Consider the following 16,312-nt stretch of genomic DNA (forward strand, 5'->3'; position numbering starts at 1 on the left):
GTGGCTTTACGAGGTCTGCTGATCAAGGAGTCAGCTGCCTGGGTAATATTTAGCTAGGCGCTGAGCCGGGATTGGACAAGACAGGGCGCAAACATCAATAGAGATTCTGCTCAACGCCAGTAAGCTTTTTGGGAGGAGAAAGTGGGGTGGATTGAGTGCCCTGGCAGGAGTGAAATCGCCGAAAACCCCCGCAAATAGGGCGTTGTAAACTAGTTTTTTTCACTGTAAACCACAGTGGTTTACAGTGAAAAAAACAGGTTTACACCGATGCTCTGAAGGGGCCTCGTAGAGGCTCCCCAGGCAGCATTGCCTTATTAGAAATCTTGGGCTGGTTCAGCGGCTATGAGGTTCAAAACTCGCGAATCTAGCATGAGCGGCTAAGACCCCGACTGTTCTGGCATCGTCGGACAATGCTATTTGCAGCTGTAGCTTGGCAGAGCGTGACTGCATAGCGAAGAACGTGATTCACGTAGTAAGTCTCCATTGCTTAAGACCCAGCATGAATGCATGGCTTTCGGTCCGCCTAAACCCTGCACAGGCCGTAATTTGCCGGACAACGCCAGCTCACCCAGGCACTCGATGTCGTTCAAGGCGTGCACCGGTACCTGGCCGTTGGCGGCGAGTATCCCCAAGGCGATGGCCAGGTCATAACGGCCGCCATCCTTGGGCAGATCGGCTGGGGCAAGGTTCTGGGTGATACGCCTGGCGGGATAGTCCAGGCCGGAATTGACGATGGCGCTGCGTACTCGATCCTTGCTCTCCTTGACCGTGGTTTCGGGTAAGCCGACCAGAGTGAGATTGGGCAGGCCGTTGGCCAGATGCGTTTCGACACTGACGGCAGGTGCCTGCACGCCCACCTGGGCGCGACTGTGGACGAGGGCTAGGGACATGGACGCTCCGTTGTCGTTTAAGGCGCCGCATCCTGCGGCATCTGCCAAGCATAGTGAGCCGACGCAGGAGAGGCGGCAGAAGAGTGCGTCGAGGTTTTGCAGGGTGGCCGAGCACCTGCCGGGCCACGACAGGTTGCCTGTGCCGTCGTGGCATTCGGCAGGCACAGCAATGTGCTCGAAGGAAAATCGGAATGAACCCTCACAGCTGGCCGGGACTCAATCGAATACATGCCAGCAGGAGAGTGCTTATGGAAATCGGAACGATCTGGATCATTGTCGCGGCCTTGGTCATCATCCTTGAGATCTTTGCCATCTGGCACATCATCGGCAGCGACCGGCGCGCAGAGCGCAAGATGCTGTGGATCGTGTTCGTGGTCTATGCACCGTTCCCAGGGTTGCTTTTCTGGGCCTGGCGGGGGCCGCGGGCGGTGAAGGGCAGGGCGGTGCTGCAGGAGAAATGATTGAGCGACCAGGATGAAATCCCTTGACCCGGTAGCGCAACGCCATGAGCAAGGCTCAGCAGGCTCTCTCTTAGGGCTCGCTATGCTCAGTTACTTGCTTGACCGCTTCGATCTTGAATGCTTTGGGGTTGCGTTGACCCGTCATGACACCTCCTGGGCCTCATCATGTGGGCCTGGAGTCTCCGAAAGTCAGGGGGTTTTAATCCGCAACTTTTGGATCCAATAATTTTGCGCAGGGCTTGCCAATGGCTTAGTGTTCAACGATCACTGACGTTGTCACCGGACGACAACGCGGCTTCGTCAAAATGGACTTACAAGGTAAAGCCCTGTGCAAACGCTCACTCGCACCCGTCAGGACATCCACGAACTGGTGCAGGCCAATGCATTTCCTGAACTCAACGATTACTTCAACGTTCTCGAAGCGCGCTGGTTGCAGGCGTCCCCTGGTGAGTGTCCTGCTTATCTGGAGGCATTCGAATGGCACCTGCAGGCCTGTTCGGGCATCCAGGGTGGCAAGGCTCTCACCCAGTTCCTCAAGGCCTGGATCCAGGCCTGCCCCAATGCCTATCACCCGCGGGTGGCCATGGGTTTTCACTGCCTTGATCGTGCCCGCCATGTGCAGGGGGGCGATGGCACCGACGAAGTGAGCGAAGCGCGTTGGCTGGCGGCCGAGCAGGTCTGCGAAATCGGCGCGGTGCACCTGCTGCGGGCCATGGCGCTGTCCAACGTGCCGGTGGCAGCGGCCATCTGCATGCTGCACATGAGCGCGCATTTCCGTGAACCGGGGTGGCTGAACGAGCTTCTACATGGCAAGCCCGCACGCTACAGGCCCAGTGCCCACCCTGACGTGGAGATCCAGGAGGCAGCGGCACCGTTTCTGGTCCGATTTGGCTTCGCACCTTTAGTCGACCTGCCACAGTACCTGCCACCCTGCCTGGCCATGCGGTCTGCGCGCTGGGACGAAAGTGCGCAGCAGTATTGGCTGGGCCATGCTCTGCGCTGGTTTGCCGGCTGCTTCGAGGCGGTCGAGGCATATGCAACCTACCTGCTACCCCGTTGGGGTGGGAGCCTGCAGGCGCTCGAAGATTTGGTCAGCGGCCCGTTTTGCCAAGGTTGGGGGGACGCCCAACGTAACGCCATCCGCGCGCTGCAGTTCGAAGGCGACTTCCGGCTATCGGGCCCCCTGCAGTCTCAGGAGACCGGCCAATGGCAATGTATCTTCGACCACTGGTGGCCGCGTGAACTCAGGCCGAGGGAGCGTGCCATGCTTCTGGCACGACGGGGTACATGGCGCTGGCACACGTCGCGTGACCATGCCGGTGCCATGGACGACTTCGTAGCCTGTGTCGACCTGAGCCCTGACCACTGCTTCGAGCGCGGCGGGGCGCAGTCGTTCTACACCTTCGCCTGCCTGGTCGTGCAGCACGGCATGCAGGACGACAGGCAGTCGCTGCGCATCGCCATCGAGCATCTGTGCGAGAGCCGCATGTTTGCGGCCGCCTGTGCGCTGCGGGCTGTAGGGTGTCAGTTCGGGCTGTGGGGCTTTGTCCGGTCCCTTGAGCAGGCCCGCGAATGGTTGGAGGCCGCTGTAAACCGGCAATCGGAATGCCAAGGGCAGGGCTTCGACATGCAGGAAGTACCGCGTCTGTTATGGGCAGCCCGGTTGTACGAGCCCGCGCGTTTCTTCGACGAGCAATGTGCCGAATGCGGGCTGTCGGACGCTGCCATGCGCCTTCACGATCTGCATCGGGGAGGGCTGGAGGGCACGCCGGAATGCTATCTGGACGCCGGGGCCGCGCAGCGCTGGTTGATGCGTGCGCTGGCCTTGGGCAGCCCGCGGGCTAGCTACGAGGTGGCTTGTCGGCGCATGGCCGATGAGGACCTGAGTGAGCGCGGTGCGATGCTGTCGGTCAAGCGATTGTTGCTCGATGCCATGGGCCACGCGCAGACAGATGCCCATGCGCGGCTGCAACTGGGAAGCTTGTTGCGCCAGTTCGGTGAACCTGTCGAGCGCGAAGAGGCCGTCGGATACTTGCTTGAACTGGTACAGCACGAGGATCCCTGCATCGCCGGGCGTGCCTGCGCGCACATGGGGCTGGCCTGGATGCAGGGACACGGCACACGCAAGCAAAGCCGCTTCGCCGCCATCGAGTGGGTAAGCAGGGCGGCCGTGCTGCAGCCGGACGACCCGGAAGTCGAAGGTATCCGCAGCGCGATACTCAACTCGCACAACGTGTTCAGGACACTGCTCACGTTCTGCGGCGCAACGCTGTTTCGCGGAACGCTTTACCCCAACGAGTTACCGCCTCCGGCATCGACCGCCAGGCGCGAGCGCACGCGCGCCTTAGTGTAGAGCAAGGCCAGCAGGGCTGGCCGGGGGTTATTCCTGGGCGTTAGGCGCCATGCGGGCTTCCAGCTCGGCGACCTGCTTTTCCAGGGCCTCCAGGCGAGCACGGGTGCGTGCCAGAACGACCATCTGGCTGTCGAATTCGTCGCGGCTGACCAGGTCCAGCTTGCTGAAAGCGCCTTGCATCAGCACCTTGAACTGGCTTTCCAGTTCGGCGCGGGGTTGGGCAGTGTCGCTGTTGAACAGGCGCGAGGCCTGGTCGCTCAGGGCGTCGAGAAAAGCTTTTGGCGCGAGCATGTTCGGCTTGTCCGGTAATCGTCGAGAAAGAGCGGGAGTGTAGCACGCGGGCGTTTGGCTGCTTCAGGGCGCCGTCGATCGCTGCCGAGCATGACCCAACAGAGGGCGGGGATGAACTGCTTGGGTTGCACGCTTTTTGCGCAGTGTGCGAGGGCTGCGCGCACTGAAATTGTGCATCTTTTTAGTGCTGGCGACTGGCCAATTCCGACTGTTTTACGCAACACGCTGTTTTTTGGCGGTTTATCGGAACTGGCAAGGTTTCTGCAAAGACCACTGCGAGCCATGCACTGATGCAGTTCCTTGTGACCAGGCAGTGCGCACGCGGAGCCGGAAGGTCTTGCGTCACAACCGAAACGTCAGTCGGTTGCAAGAACGAGCCGACGACGCGTTACAAAGCCAACCGCTGCGCTTAGACTTGAGACGGGTTTGTTTTCCTGGGGCAAGTCCACCAAATCGGGAGAGAGTTTCATGAAGCTAGTCACAGCCATCATCAAGCCGTTCAAGCTGGACGACGTGCGCGAGTCGCTGTCGGAAATCGGCGTGCAGGGCATCACCGTCACCGAGGTCAAGGGCTTCGGCCGGCAGAAAGGCCATACCGAGCTGTATCGCGGCGCCGAGTATGTCGTCGACTTCCTGCCCAAGGTGAAGATCGATGTCGCCATCGACGACAAGGACCTTGATCGAGTGATCGAGGCCATCACCAAGGCCGCCAACACCGGCAAGATCGGCGACGGCAAGATCTTCGTTGTGAATCTGGAGCAGGCGATCCGTATCCGTACCGGCGAAACCGATACCGACGCGATCTAAAGCGACAAAAAAAGCCTCACCAAACCCAACGCCCCAGGAGAAAACAAATGACTCTGCGTAAGATCGCAGGGCTAGGAGCCCTATTGTCCCTCGTAATGCCCGGTCTCGCCCTGGCAGAGGAGGCTGCCCCAGTGCTGAACTCCGGCGACACCGCGTGGATGCTGACCGCGACGGCGCTGGTGCTGTTCATGACCATCCCAGGCCTGGCCCTGTTCTACGGTGGCATGGTGCGTTCCAAGAACGTGCTCTCGGTGATGATGCAGTGCTTCGCCATCACCGGCCTGATGAGCATTCTCTGGGTCGTCTACGGCTACAGCATGGCCTTCGATACCACAGGTATGGAAAAGGGCGTGCTCAACTTCAATTCCTTCGTCGGCGGCTTCTCCAAGGCGTTTCTGAGCGGTGTCACGCCCAGCAACCTGACCTCGGCCGCTGCGCTGTTCCCTGAGGCAGTGTTCATCACCTTCCAGATGACCTTCGCCATCATCACCCCGGCGCTGATCGTCGGTGCGTTCGCCGAGCGCATGAAGTTCTCCGCCATGCTGATCTTCATGGGCGTCTGGTTCACCCTGGTCTATGCGCCGATTGCGCACATGGTCTGGAGCGGTGACGGCGCGCTGATGTGGGACTGGGGCGTGCTGGACTTCGCGGGCGGCACCGTGGTGCACATCAACGCCGGTATCGCCGGTCTGGTGGCCTGCCTGGTGTTGGGCAAGCGCAAAGGCTACCCAACCACTCCGATGGCACCGCATAACCTGGGCTACACCCTGATGGGTGCTGCCATGCTGTGGGTCGGTTGGTTCGGCTTCAACGCAGGCTCCGCCGCCGCTGCCAACGGCACTGCCGGCATGGCCATGCTGGTTACCCAGATCGCTACCGCCGCTGCCGCGCTGGGCTGGATGTTTGCCGAATGGATTGGTCACGGTAAGCCGAGCGCCCTGGGCATCGCCTCGGGTGTGGTGGCTGGCCTGGTGGCCATCACCCCTGCCGCCGGCACCGTTGGTCCGATGGGCGCACTGGTGATCGGCCTGGTCGCTGGCGTGGTCTGCTACTTCTGCGCCACCACCCTCAAGCGCAAGCTGGGCTACGACGACTCGCTGGATGCTTTCGGTGTGCACGGTATCGGCGGCATCATCGGTGCACTGCTGACCGGTGTGTTCGCAGCCCCGGCCCTGGGGGGCTTCGGCGCGGTCACCGATATCGGCGCACAGCTCTGGATTCAGGCCAAGGGCGTGATCTTCACCGTGGTCTACACCGCTATCGTCACCTACATCATCCTCAAGGTGCTGGACGTGGTGATGGGCCTGCGGGTCAACGAAGAAGAAGAGTCGGTCGGCCTCGACCTGGCTCAACACAACGAGCGCGGCTACAACCTGTAACCGCGACGCTGGAAAAACTTGCCCGGTTCGCCGGGCATTTTTTTGCCTAAAATTCGTCATTTCCAGCAGTGCAAACGGTTTATCGTTCACGTTCGCGACGTAGGGCGAATACTTACAAGATGCAGGGCATTCATGGTGCTTTGCTTTTTCTGCGAGCGCGCTAGAATGCGCGCCGAAGGGTGTTTGACGAGCAGTCCACACGCTTCGCCAGCCTTTGCTAGGCTTGCCAATAGCGTGTGGCCAGCAGGGTCCGGAAGAATTTGTCAGTCCCTGCCAGGAGTAGGGTCTGTTTGGTACCGCCTCCCATCAGGAGCGGGTGCCACAAGGGCAGTGGCCAACCCACGGCCAGTTGAATTTTCACTGGTGACAGCCGGTCTACGGCTGCGCACTGGTCTATAACTAACCTGCTTTTCGCAAGTCATGAGGTAGAACATGAGCGACGACGATCTGGAAAACGATGACCTCGAAGTAGGCGACGAAGACGAGGGTGATGAGGGCCTCGAAGCTGCGGCTGACGATGGCGCCGAAGATGCTGGCGATGACGACAGCAGCCCGGCACCCGCTGCCAAGGGCAAATCCTCCAAGTCGGCTGTCTCGGTAGACGAGATGCCGAGCATGGAAGCCAAGCAGAAGGAACGTGACGCCCTGGCCAAGGCCATGGAAGAGTTCCTGGCCCGTGGTGGCAAGGTTCAAGAGGTCGAGGCCAACGTGGTCGCCGATCCACCCAAGAAGCCGGACAACAAGTACGGCAGCCGCCCTATCTGAGTGGCTGACGCAAAAAAGCCCGCCGTCGCTGCGGGCTTTTTTGTGGGCCGTGGTCAGGCCTGAAGGCGCGGGCGAGCGTCAGCGCCAGCGCGCGATCACGTCGGGCAACTGCGACAGTCGTTGAATTTCGGCATCCGGTGCGTTTTCTCCGGCCCAGGTCTTGCCCTGCGGGTTGAACCACACAGCGCGCAATCCAGCACGCTGAGCCCCGGCAATGTCATCGCCTGGGTGGTCACCGATATGCACCGCCGCGCTCGCGTCAACCTCGCCACGGCGCAGCGCTTCCACGAACGGTGCGGGGTCCGGCTTGCCGATGCCAAGGTCTTCGGCGCACAGGGCAAACTTGAAGTAGTCCGCCAGCCCCAGGCGGCTCACGTCGGCATTGCCGTTGGTCACCACTCCCAGGGTGTAGTGGTGACGCAGGATTTCCAGCACGGGCTGCACCTCGGGGAAAACCTCGACCTGGTGCCGCGCGTGCAGGAACACTTCGAACCCTTCGTTTGCCAGCTCCTGGGCGTGCTTTTCGCTGTAGCCGACTTCTTCAAGGGCATGGAACAGTACGCGCCGACGCAACGCGCTGATGCGGTGCTTGAGGCCTGGTTCGGCCGCCACCAGCCGCTCACGGATGGCGAACAGGTGTTCTACAGGCACACCGCCGAGGATTGGGGCATTGGCTTCGAGCCAGTCGCGCAGGACCACCTCCGCGCTGGCGATCACCGGCGCGGTGTCCCACAGAGTATCGTCAAGGTCGAAGGTGATCAGCTTGATGCTCATGAGTCTGTGCCTGTGCTGCGTTTGGCCCGAGGGTGGGCGCTGTCGTAGACCGCGGCCAGGTGCTGGAAGTCCAGGTGGGTGTAGATCTGCGTGGTGCTGATGTCGGCATGGCCGAGCATCTCCTGCACCGCGCGCAGGTCCTGGGACGACTCCAGCACATGGCTTGCGAAAGAATGGCGAAGCATGTGCGGATGCAGGTGTTGGCCAAGCTCGCGCTCGCCAGCGGCTTTTACCCGCATCTGGATGGCTCGTGGGCTCAGGCGGTTACCTTGACGCGTGATGAACACCGCGCCGTCGCGAGGGTTGCCGATGCCGCGCAGTCGATACCATTCCTGCAAGGCCTCACGGGCCTTGCGGCCTACCGGCAGTACGCGCGCCTTGCCGCCCTTGCCGAGCACTTGCACTAGGCCGGCGGCCAGGTCGAGGTGTCCGAGGTCGAGGTTGGTCAGCTCGGACAGGCGCAGGCCAGAGGAATAGAACAGCTCGAGAATGGCCTGGTCGCGGCGGGCGATGAAGTCATTGTCCACGCCTCCTTCCAGCAACTGCAGGGCGCGGTCGGTGTCCAGTACCTTGGGCAGGCGTCGCTCGGTCTTGGGCGGTGCCAGGCCGTTGGCGGGATCGTGCTGGCACAGGCCTTCACGGACCAGATAGCGATACAGTCCGCGCACCGCTGAAAGCAAGCGCGCCAGGCTGCGTGAGGATTGGCCATCGTGATGCAGGCGTGCGATCAGCTGTCGAAGCTGCTGGATCTGTAGTTCATTCCAGCTGGCGATGCCTTGGTTCTTGCAGTATTGGATGACCTTGGCGAGGTCGCGGCGATAGCCCAGCAGGGTGTGGTCGGACACTTGGCGCTCGTTGCGCAGGTACGCGCAATAAGCCTCCAGCTGGCGCTCCATCAGCGCACCGGGCGCAGGGTCTGGGTGACACGGGGAACCACGCGGCCAAGCACCTCAGCGATGTAGCCGAGGAACAGCGTACCGACACTGCTCTTGTAGTGTTGCGGGTCACGGCTGCCGATTGCCAGGACCCCATGCAGCCCCTGGTATTCAAGGGCGGCCACGGCGCTGGAGCCGACTTCGTGACGCTGCTCCTCACCGAACAGAAAGGCCAGTTCGTGTTCGCGCAGGTTGCCGCTGACGGTCTTGCCACCGCCCAGCAGCCCGCCAATGGCCTGCTGGGCCTCGGCATTGCTGACCCAGCGTCCGACTGGGGCGACGTTTTCCCCGAACAGGATCAGGCTCACGAAGGGCACCTGGAATTCCTGGCGCAGGCTGTCTTCGACGGCCATCACCACTTCTTCGAGGCTGGCGGCATCCAGCAAGTCGAGGGTCAGCCGACGGGTCTTGTCGAACAGCCGGTCGTTGTCCCGTGCCACGTCCATCAGTTGCGACAGGCGATGGCGCATCTCGATGTTGCGGTCGCGCAGCAGCTTGAGCTGACGCTCTACCAGCGACACGCTGTCGCCACGCTGATGCGGAATGCGCTGCTCTATCAGCAACTCATCGTGCTCGGCGAAGAAGGTCGGGTGGGCGCGCAAATACGTGACCACCGCTTCGGCATCGAGCTCGCTGGGTTGCTGGGGTACAACGTTAGGCTGTTCGGTCATGGCGGTTACTCGTTTAGAGACGAACCTGTCCTTCGTAGACACGCACGGCGGGGCCGGTCATCAACACAGGCTTGCCGGGGCCGGCCCATTCGATGTTCAGGCGTCCACCAGGCAGGTCGAGGGTGACCGGAGAATCCATCCACCCCTGACTGATTGCAGCGACCGCCGCAGCGCAAGCACCGGTGCCGCAGGCCTGGGTTTCCCCCGCGCCGCGCTCCCACACTCGCAGGTTGGCACGATGACGGTCGATGACCTGGAGGAACCCGGCATTGACCCGTTGTGGGAAGCGAGGATGATTTTCGATCTTCGGCCCCAGCTCATGCACCGGTGCCGTTTGTACGTCATCGACACGCAGCACCGCATGGGGGTTACCCATGGAGAGGGCGGCAATCGAATAATCGCGGCCGTCGACCTCCAGCGAGTAGCTCAGCGCCTGTTGCTCGGCGATGAAGGGAATCTCGGCCGGGATGAACCGTGGCGGGCCCATGTCGACGCATACCTGGCCATCGTTCTGCACGTCCAGCTCGATGATCCCGCCTTTGGTTTCGACGCGGATGCGCTTCTTCGCAGTCAGGCGCTTGTCCAGCACGAAGCGGGCGAAGCAGCGCGCGCCGTTGCCACACTGTTCAACCTCGGACCCGTCAGCGTTGAAGATGCGGTAACGGAAATCCACTTCCGGATTGTTCGGCGCCTCGACGATCAGCAACTGGTCGAAACCGATGCCGGTATGGCGGTCACCCCATTGCTTGGCGTGCTTAGGCTGGATGTGGGCGTGCTGGCTGACCAGGTCCAGGACCATGAAGTCGTTGCCCAGCCCATGCATCTTGGTAAAACGCAGCAGCATGGGCTCACTCCGGCAGCAGGCTTTCGCCAGCGTACAGTTCGGCGATGGTCTCGCGGCGGCGGACTTCGAAAGCCTGATCGCCGTCGACCAGGATTTCCGCGCAACGGCCACGGGTGTTGTAGTTCGAGCTCATGACGAAACCATAGGCGCCCGCGGACTGAACGGCCAGCAGGTCGCCCTCGGCCAGGTTCAGCTCACGGTCCTTGGCCAGGAAGTCGCCGGTTTCGCAGATCGGCCCGACCAGGTCATAGGCCCGGCCTTTGCCCTCGCGTGGCTTGACCGCGCTGACACCCATCCAGGCCTGGTACAGGGCGGGGCGGATCAGGTCGTTCATCGCCGCATCGATGATGGCGAAGTCCTTGTGTTCGGTGTGCTTGAGATATTCCACGCGGGTCAGCAGGACACCTGCGTTGGCCACGATGTAGCGGCCCGGCTCGAACACCAATGCCAGGTCGCGGTCGCCCACGCGCTCACGGATGGCTTTGATGTAGTCGGCCACCTGCGGTGGCTCTTCGTCACGGTAACGCACGCCAACACCGCCGCCCAGGTCCAGATGGCGCAGGTGGATACCACACTCGGCAAGGCGGTCGACCAGCACCAGCAGGCGGTCGAGGGCATCGAGGAACGGGTCGACGGTGGTCAGCTGCGAACCGATATGGCAGTCGACGCCGACCACTTCCAGGTTCGGTAACTGCGCGGCGCGCACATAGATGGCTTCGGCATCGGCAATGGCGATGCCGAACTTGTTCTCTTTGAGGCCGGTGGAGATGTACGGGTGGGTACCGGCATCGACGTCCGGGTTGACCCGCAGCGAGACCGGGGCGACCTTGCCCATCTCGGCGGCCACCACTTGCAGGCGTTCGAGTTCGTCGGTGGATTCGACGTTGAAGCAGTGCACGCCGACTTCCAGTGCCCGGCGCATGTCTTCGCGGGTCTTGCCGACGCCAGAGAACACCACGCGATCGGCGCGGCCGCCCGCGGCCAGCACACGCTCCAGCTCACCGCCGGAAACGATGTCGAAGCCCGCGCCCAGGCGCGCCAGGACGTTCAGTACGCCCAGGTTGGAGTTGGCCTTGACCGCGAAGCACACCAGGTGCTCGACGCCTTGCAGGGCATCGGTGTAGCTGCGGTACTGAGCCTCGATATGGGCGCGCGAGTACACGTAGGTAGGGGTGCCGAAACGTTCGGCAATGGCCGACAGGGCCACGCCCTCCGCGAACAGTTCACCGTCGCGGTAGTTGAAAGCGTTCATCTGATTTCCTTACTGCTCTGGCGTCTGCTCGGGCTCGATTGGCTGCTCTGGCTGCTGCTCTTGCATTGGCGCAGGTTGAGCGTGCTGGTGCTGATGCGATTTGTGGCTGCCTTTGCCGTCCTTGCCTTCTTCAGGCAGGTACAGAGGGCCTTTCTGACCGCAGGCCGAAACGAGGCAGGCAACAGCGACCAGCGCCGCAAGTGAGGAAATCAGGCGCTTCATGGGTGAAATCCTTTGAAATAAGCAGTATTGCGACCGAGTATACCGAGCGACCAGCGGATTGCCTATGCAAGAGCCGGTCCGTCGGGCGGGCTATCCTTGTGTGCTGCCGGTGCCGGAAATCGCCTTGCGCAGGCACTGTAGGAGCCGGCTTGCCGGCGATGAGGCCAATGAAGGCCACGGCAAACCTTTGCATTCAACGGCAAGCGCCCGTATCTTGCCCGCCTTGCCTGTAAGCAGCCAATTTCGAGGTTCCTGCAATGAGTTTGAGCGAAGCGCGTTTCCATGATCTGGTCGACGCGACCCAACAGGCCCTGGAAGACCTGTTCGACGAGAGCGACCTGGACTTGGACATGGAGAATTCCGCAGGGGTGCTGACCATCAAGTTCGACAACGGCAGCCAGCTGATCTTCAGCCGCCAGGAGCCGCTGCGCCAATTGTGGCTGGCCGACCGTTCCGGTGGGTTCCACTTCGATTATGACGAAGAGAGCGGCAAGTGGGTCTGCGAGAAAAGCGAAGAGCTGCTCGGCGAGATGCTCGAGCGCATTGTCTGGGAACGGGCCGGCGAGAAGCTGGACTTCGACGAGATCTGACATGAGCGCCCAGGTGCGGCCGCCCAAGCCGCTGTACAGCAATGTCAGTCCCGCAGTGCCGTCGCCATGCATCAGCGTTTGCCGACTGGATGAGCACAAGGTTTGTACCGGCTGCCACCGCCATGTCGAGCACATCCGTGAATGGCGCTCGGCGGACGACGAACGGCGCCGGCAGATCTGCCGCGAGGCCCAGGCGCTGCGCGAGCAGGCACAGGCACATTGACCCCACGGGGTTGAGTATTTGCCCGTCTGTGGTAGTGTCGGGGTCTGCGTCGGTGACGCCAAAGCATCCACAAACCCCGCCCTTGGGCGGGGTTTTGCTTTATCTGTCCGATGAAAACAGCCTGTTCACAAGGAGCCTGACTGGATCATGAGCACCAAGCCTTCCCTCATCCTCACCCGATTGGACGTACAGCGTCTCGAGCGCCTGATCGACAGCCTCGACGAAAGTACCCCGGGTGTGCTCGCCCTCCAGGGCGAGCTGGACCGCGCCGAGCAGGTGGTCGGTCATGAGGAAGTGCCAGCCGGCGTGGTGACCATGAACTCCCGCGTGCATTGCCGCGAGGAGGCCAGCGGCAAGGACTACCACCTGACCCTGGTGTACCCGAAGGATGCCGGTGCTGACGGCAAGGTCTCGATCCTGGCGCCCATTGGCTGTGCGCTGTTGGGCCTGTCGGTGGGTGAGCAGATCGACTGGCCGGCGCCGGGCGGCAAGACCCTCAAACTGAAGCTGCTGGCAGTCGAGTACCAGCCGGAAGCTGCGGGCGACTTCGACCTCTGACGGTCATCGCGGCCGTTCAGGGCTCCAGGGCCGCCTGTAACTGTGCCAGGCCCTCGTTAAGCGACTGTTCCAGTTGGCGCTTGTAGCGCAAGTAGAGAATGGTCGACCCTAGTTCGTCGCCGAGCAGCTCCGAGAGGTCCAGGTCGGTGATGTAGCACCGGTACTGCCCGGCGCTACGACGCTGGCCGAGAATCTGTCGGGCGACCACGGCATACAGCTCATCGCCGTGGTCCAACTCGGAAAATTCCAACTGGTCGCAATAGAGCGTGACATGCACGTCGTTGTCAGTGCCTGCCTGAAGAATGGCCTGGACTTCGTAGCAAGGCTGATCGAGGCCTTCGTTCGGTGCGGGTCGTGGCTCGATGCCGCGTGCCTTGCCAGGCCCGGACGGCAACAGCTGCGCATAGTGGATTTGCAGCGGCACTTGCCTTGAGTAATCCAGGGGTAAGCGGGCATCACGGCGCATCACCACCGAACGCAGAAAACGCTGCAAGGGCAGCAATAGATGACGCTCGTCCTGCAGCGGCAGGCGTTGCTGCCACAGGGCGTTGTACTCGTCGAGCACATACAGGTCAGCCCAGCCATCGAACAATCGGTAGAACACCTGGATGCAGTCGGGGCGGCCTTGCTCGAGCACCAGTGGCAGATCGTGATCCTGCAGGGCATTGGCGTCCAGGTACAGTGGGCTGTAAGCGCTGCGTTCCTCGCCCAGGTAATCGAGCACGGCCTCCTGGCTGTCCAGCGTGACCAGGGCGACTTGGCCGGGTTGCAACTCCAGGGCATGCGTATGCTGTGCTACTTGCAGCAGGTAGCGATGGTTCTGGCCTTGATCGAGCAGCAGTTGCACCGTGTCGAAAATCTCTTCGACCCGCTGGCTGATGGCCTGGGCGCGGTTGTGGCAGAAACAGCGCACCCGCACCCGTGGTCGATGGCTGCGCTGGCCGAGTGTGTTGAGGAAGTCGCGTAGGCAACGCAGCAGCGCATGCTCGCCGTCGTAACGCTGCACCAGCACTTCGTTCCAGCTATTGAGGGTGATTTGGTCAACGGTCAGCACCAGGTTCTCGCGCACCCCGGCGTAGCTCAACGAGTCGGTGCGCTCGGTGGTCATCAGGATGTTCAGGTCACGGTGATGGCGCAGCGGGTCGACCCCGACGTTGACCAGCAGCAGAATTTCATCGGCAACGCTGGGTTGCAGCAGGCGCACCTCGCTGACACTGCCCAACGGCAGGGGGAGGCTCTGCTGCAGGCTGCCCAGCAGGTTGAACAGCTCGAATTCCGTCAGGTCGCTGACCCCAGGGTGCAGCGCCAGGCGCGTGCTGCTGTCGATGACGCCGTTGCGGTGGGCCCAGGTCAGCAGTTCGAGCAATTCGCGGCAGCGCTTGATCGGGCTGAAGTGTTCCCACTCGTGCACACCGAGATTGCCGTTGTACAGGCCCCAATGGTGGCTGCCAGGCTCCTTGCGATTGGGCGACTGGACCAGCGTCAGGGTGTCCTCGGCCAGGTCCGGGGCAATGCCGGGGTTGATTACCTCGATCTTGCCCGCCCGGCGCTCGAAGGCGGCATACAGGCGTCGGCCGAGCACGTTGAGGTCGCGCTGGTCAGCGCGGCTGCTGGCATTCTGGTTGTGTGCGAACTGGCTGAGGAAGCGGTAACTGTGGTTGAGTTCGGCAACCAGTTCGCGGCGTTCGAGGGCGACCTGGCGCACTTTCCACTGGCTACGGCTGTCGAGCATGGCCAGTTGTCGTTCGTCCCAACCCCACTCATCGGTCAGGCGCTGCAATAGCCGACGCTGCCAGCCACTGTTGCGTGAGCGGTCAAGTGTGCTGATTTTCTTGTTTACCTTCAGGTAGAGGCTGCGCCGCACCAGTTCGAGGCGGGCGGTTTCTCCCCGTTGCAGCAGATAACGCTCGATTCGCCGGTACACCATCACGTAGGGGTCCAGTTCATCGAGGTTGAGCTGATTGGCGAAGACAGATTGCTTGTAGTCCAGGCTCAGGCAGCGCCCGCTCGGGTGTTCACTGGCATAGACCTCGGTCAGCAGTAACTTGAGCAAGGATTTGTAGGGTGAGTCGATCCCCTTGAACAGCTGCCACAGGCCGGCGCCGACAAACTCACCGGGCGGAATGTGCGCCAGGTTGCCCAGGTCCAGGGCGTCGGTGCTACGAATGAATCGCTTGGACAATAAGGTTTCGGTGTAGCCGCGATAGTTGTGTTCCTCATACACGGGCACGAGCCACCACAGCGGCGTACGTCCGGCCAACCAGATAGCGGTGCGGTAAAATTCATCGAGCAGCAAAAAATGCTGGGTGGTACCGCAATCGTCCGAGCTGAGCTGGCTGTCTCGCTGGCCTTGGGCGAAACCTTGCGGGTCGATCAGGAAGAAGTGCGCTTCGGCGCCCTGGCTGTCGGCCCAGGTTTCGAGCAACTGGCATTTGCGCCGCAGCTCCTGGAGCTGATGGTCGTTCAGGCCTGGTGCATGGCACACCCAGAGGTCCATGTCGCTCTGTTCGGCCTGGGCCAGAGAACCCAGGCTCCCCATCAGGAACAGGCCATGAATCGGCCGATGCGGGTTGCCCAGGCGCGTCTTGTACGAGAACGAGCGGGCCAGTCGTTGGCCCTCGGCGACCAGTTCTGCATCGGGCTCGAAGCCCGAGACACCGGCCGGTGTGCTGCCGGAGACATAACCGGGCAGCAACGGATGGTTGACGTGAAACAACAGCGGCAGAAGGGTCAGCACCTGTTGCTGGCGCGTCGAAAGCCCGTCCTTGGCGCGCTGCAGCCTGCCTTCGTTGACCTGCAGGAACCGCGCACGCAATTTCGCCAGCACCTTGCGGTCGATGCCTTCGTCCAGGTCGGGGCGGATTTCGTGGGGGTGGTTCATTCAGCGCTCAGAGCAGGCCAGGGTAGCTGCGGCGAGTTTAGCCTGAGTATCGCAGTCGGATAAGTCGAAAAGCGCAAAATTTGACGCCATTTTGCCAGCGCATGGGCCCCCACCAGCGGCGCGCCGCTGATGGGGCCCATGCCATCAGGCCGGTTGCGCAGTCTTGAGGATGGTCAGCAGCTGCTGGACACTCTGGGCGGCATCGAGCCCCAGGCTAGTCAGGTAGCCGCCGTCAGGCTGGTCGGTCAGTTGTTTGTCGAACAGCCGCTTGGCTGCCGCGACAAGGGCGGGCGACGCGTTGCTGTGGACCTTGATGCCTTCCTGATGGCTGTCCAGGTTGAACAGGGCGAGGACTTCCAATTCGGCGATCAGTTCGGGGGTGAAGGACATGGCGACTCCTGACTTCCAGACGAGGA

The 16,312-nt window shown here is 62.0% G+C and carries 17 protein-coding genes and 1 pseudogene; 8 read left to right on the forward strand and 10 right to left on the reverse strand.

The window, feature by feature from the left end; translation table 11 throughout:
- Positions 1-527 precede the first annotated feature (527 nt).
- Positions 528-890: pseudogene (locus P3R38_RS00945) on the reverse strand (magnesium chelatase domain-containing protein); the annotation flags it as partial.
- Positions 891-1,138: 248 nt separating this feature from the next.
- Between P3R38_RS00945 and P3R38_RS00950 the strand changes: the two are divergent.
- Together P3R38_RS00950 and P3R38_RS00955 are read left to right on the forward strand one after the other, a co-directional pair.
- Positions 1,139-1,351, forward strand: a complete 213-nt coding sequence (locus P3R38_RS00950; protein WP_023378100.1) for a PLDc N-terminal domain-containing protein — start codon at positions 1,139-1,141, stop codon at positions 1,349-1,351.
- Between the two features lie 328 nt (positions 1,352-1,679).
- On the forward strand, positions 1,680-3,704 hold the full coding sequence (locus P3R38_RS00955) for a DUF4034 domain-containing protein (protein WP_277686743.1): 2,025 nt from the start codon (positions 1,680-1,682) through the stop codon (positions 3,702-3,704).
- A 27-nt stretch (positions 3,705-3,731) separates the two neighbouring features.
- On the opposite strand, the gene P3R38_RS00960 is transcribed toward P3R38_RS00955, so the two are convergent.
- Positions 3,732-3,995, reverse strand: a complete 264-nt coding sequence (locus tag P3R38_RS00960) for an accessory factor UbiK family protein (protein WP_023378102.1) — start codon at positions 3,993-3,995, stop codon at positions 3,732-3,734.
- A gap of 468 nt (positions 3,996-4,463) precedes the next feature.
- Here P3R38_RS00960 and glnK point away from each other — a divergent pair, with 468 nt between their 5' ends.
- The 3 genes from glnK (at position 4,464) to sutA (ending at position 6,946) form a co-directional block, all read left to right on the forward strand.
- On the forward strand, positions 4,464-4,802 hold the full coding sequence (gene glnK / locus P3R38_RS00965) for a P-II family nitrogen regulator (RefSeq protein ID WP_002555808.1): 339 nt from the start codon (positions 4,464-4,466) through the stop codon (positions 4,800-4,802).
- A 47-nt stretch (positions 4,803-4,849) separates the two neighbouring features.
- The gene (locus tag P3R38_RS00970; RefSeq protein ID WP_023378103.1) at positions 4,850-6,181 is read left to right on the forward strand and encodes an ammonium transporter; all 1,332 of its coding nucleotides are present in this window, start codon (positions 4,850-4,852) and stop codon (positions 6,179-6,181) included.
- A gap of 432 nt (positions 6,182-6,613) precedes the next feature.
- Positions 6,614-6,946, forward strand: coding sequence for a transcriptional regulator SutA (gene sutA / locus P3R38_RS00975; protein WP_277686746.1), 333 nt, complete (start codon positions 6,614-6,616; stop codon positions 6,944-6,946).
- A 78-nt stretch (positions 6,947-7,024) separates the two neighbouring features.
- On the opposite strand, the gene P3R38_RS00980 is transcribed toward sutA, so the two are convergent.
- From P3R38_RS00980 to P3R38_RS01005, 6 genes are read right to left on the reverse strand one after another with little or no spacing between them, the layout of a single operon-like run.
- Positions 7,025-7,720 carry an HAD family hydrolase gene (locus tag P3R38_RS00980; RefSeq protein ID WP_023378105.1) on the reverse strand — a complete coding sequence of 232 codons (696 nt, stop codon included), beginning with the start codon at positions 7,718-7,720 and terminating at the stop codon, positions 7,025-7,027.
- The gene (gene xerC / locus P3R38_RS00985) at positions 7,717-8,616 is read right to left on the reverse strand and encodes a tyrosine recombinase XerC (protein ID WP_023378106.1); all 900 of its coding nucleotides are present in this window, start codon (positions 8,614-8,616) and stop codon (positions 7,717-7,719) included. Before xerC ends, P3R38_RS00980 begins: the two co-directional genes overlap by 4 nt.
- Positions 8,616-9,326 (reverse strand): DUF484 family protein, encoded by a 711-nt coding sequence (locus tag P3R38_RS00990; RefSeq protein ID WP_277686747.1) that lies wholly within the window; start codon positions 9,324-9,326, stop codon positions 8,616-8,618. The genes xerC and P3R38_RS00990 overlap by 1 nt, the downstream gene beginning before the upstream one ends.
- A 13-nt stretch (positions 9,327-9,339) precedes the next feature.
- Positions 9,340-10,170: a diaminopimelate epimerase gene (gene dapF, locus P3R38_RS00995; RefSeq protein WP_023378108.1), complete on the reverse strand. Its 831-nt coding sequence runs from the start codon at positions 10,168-10,170 to the stop codon at positions 9,340-9,342.
- Between the two features lie 4 nt (positions 10,171-10,174).
- Positions 10,175-11,422: a diaminopimelate decarboxylase gene (lysA, locus tag P3R38_RS01000; RefSeq protein ID WP_104883071.1), complete on the reverse strand. Its 1,248-nt coding sequence runs from the start codon at positions 11,420-11,422 to the stop codon at positions 10,175-10,177.
- Positions 11,423-11,431: 9 nt separating this feature from the next.
- Complete coding sequence (locus tag P3R38_RS01005) at positions 11,432-11,644, reverse strand: lipoprotein (protein ID WP_023378110.1); 213 nt, start codon at positions 11,642-11,644, stop codon at positions 11,432-11,434.
- A 257-nt stretch (positions 11,645-11,901) separates the two neighbouring features.
- Between P3R38_RS01005 and cyaY the strand changes: the two genes are divergently transcribed.
- The 3 genes from cyaY to rnk all read left to right on the forward strand — a co-directional run bounded on the left by cyaY (position 11,902) and on the right by rnk (position 13,015).
- Positions 11,902-12,234 carry an iron donor protein CyaY gene (gene cyaY / locus P3R38_RS01010; protein WP_023378111.1) on the forward strand — a complete coding sequence of 111 codons (333 nt, stop codon included), beginning with the start codon at positions 11,902-11,904 and terminating at the stop codon, positions 12,232-12,234.
- Position 12,235: 1 nt separating this feature from the next.
- Positions 12,236-12,457 carry a DUF1289 domain-containing protein gene (locus P3R38_RS01015; protein WP_023378112.1) on the forward strand — a complete coding sequence of 74 codons (222 nt, stop codon included), beginning with the start codon at positions 12,236-12,238 and terminating at the stop codon, positions 12,455-12,457.
- Positions 12,458-12,604: 147 nt separating this feature from the next.
- Positions 12,605-13,015, forward strand: coding sequence for a nucleoside diphosphate kinase regulator (gene rnk, locus P3R38_RS01020; RefSeq protein ID WP_023378114.1), 411 nt, complete (start codon positions 12,605-12,607; stop codon positions 13,013-13,015).
- A gap of 16 nt (positions 13,016-13,031) precedes the next feature.
- Here rnk and P3R38_RS01025 read toward each other — a convergent pair whose 3' ends face one another.
- Both P3R38_RS01025 and P3R38_RS01030 read right to left on the reverse strand, forming a co-directional pair.
- Positions 13,032-15,896 (reverse strand): class I adenylate cyclase, encoded by a 2,865-nt coding sequence (locus P3R38_RS01025; RefSeq protein ID WP_027907883.1) that lies wholly within the window; start codon positions 15,894-15,896, stop codon positions 13,032-13,034.
- Positions 15,897-16,040: 144 nt separating this feature from the next.
- The gene (locus P3R38_RS01030) at positions 16,041-16,286 is read right to left on the reverse strand and encodes a TIGR02647 family protein (protein WP_023378117.1); all 246 of its coding nucleotides are present in this window, start codon (positions 16,284-16,286) and stop codon (positions 16,041-16,043) included.
- Positions 16,287-16,312: the final 26 nt, after the last annotated feature.

Origin of the sequence: Pseudomonas sp. NyZ480 (genome assembly GCF_029537255.1) — a bacterium.
Lineage (GTDB): Bacteria > Pseudomonadota > Gammaproteobacteria > Pseudomonadales > Pseudomonadaceae > Aquipseudomonas > Aquipseudomonas taiwanensis.

Excerpts from the sequence above, each read along its gene's own strand:
- P3R38_RS01025 (WP_027907883.1), bottom strand. The coding sequence starts at position 15,896 with ATGAACCACCCCCACGAAATCCGCCCCGACCTGGACGAAGGCATCGAC.
- P3R38_RS01015 (WP_023378112.1), top strand. The coding sequence starts at position 12,236 with ATGAGCGCCCAGGTGCGGCCGCCCAAGCCGCTGTACAGCAATGTCAGT.
- P3R38_RS00980 (WP_023378105.1), bottom strand. The coding sequence starts at position 7,720 with ATGAGCATCAAGCTGATCACCTTCGACCTTGACGATACTCTGTGGGAC.
- P3R38_RS01030 (WP_023378117.1), bottom strand. The coding sequence starts at position 16,286 with ATGTCCTTCACCCCCGAACTGATCGCCGAATTGGAAGTCCTCGCCCTG.
- lysA (WP_104883071.1), bottom strand. The coding sequence starts at position 11,422 with ATGAACGCTTTCAACTACCGCGACGGTGAACTGTTCGCGGAGGGCGTG.
- rnk (WP_023378114.1), top strand. The coding sequence starts at position 12,605 with ATGAGCACCAAGCCTTCCCTCATCCTCACCCGATTGGACGTACAGCGT.
- xerC (WP_023378106.1), bottom strand. The coding sequence starts at position 8,616 with ATGGAGCGCCAGCTGGAGGCTTATTGCGCGTACCTGCGCAACGAGCGC.
- P3R38_RS00970 (WP_023378103.1), top strand. The coding sequence starts at position 4,850 with ATGACTCTGCGTAAGATCGCAGGGCTAGGAGCCCTATTGTCCCTCGTA.
- P3R38_RS00950 (WP_023378100.1), top strand. The coding sequence starts at position 1,139 with ATGGAAATCGGAACGATCTGGATCATTGTCGCGGCCTTGGTCATCATC.
- dapF (WP_023378108.1), bottom strand. The coding sequence starts at position 10,170 with ATGCTGCTGCGTTTTACCAAGATGCATGGGCTGGGCAACGACTTCATG.
- P3R38_RS00990 (WP_277686747.1), bottom strand. The coding sequence starts at position 9,326 with ATGACCGAACAGCCTAACGTTGTACCCCAGCAACCCAGCGAGCTCGAT.
- cyaY (WP_023378111.1), top strand. The coding sequence starts at position 11,902 with ATGAGTTTGAGCGAAGCGCGTTTCCATGATCTGGTCGACGCGACCCAA.
- P3R38_RS00960 (WP_023378102.1), bottom strand. The coding sequence starts at position 3,995 with ATGCTCGCGCCAAAAGCTTTTCTCGACGCCCTGAGCGACCAGGCCTCG.
- P3R38_RS01005 (WP_023378110.1), bottom strand. The coding sequence starts at position 11,644 with ATGAAGCGCCTGATTTCCTCACTTGCGGCGCTGGTCGCTGTTGCCTGC.
- sutA (WP_277686746.1), top strand. The coding sequence starts at position 6,614 with ATGAGCGACGACGATCTGGAAAACGATGACCTCGAAGTAGGCGACGAA.
- glnK (WP_002555808.1), top strand. The coding sequence starts at position 4,464 with ATGAAGCTAGTCACAGCCATCATCAAGCCGTTCAAGCTGGACGACGTG.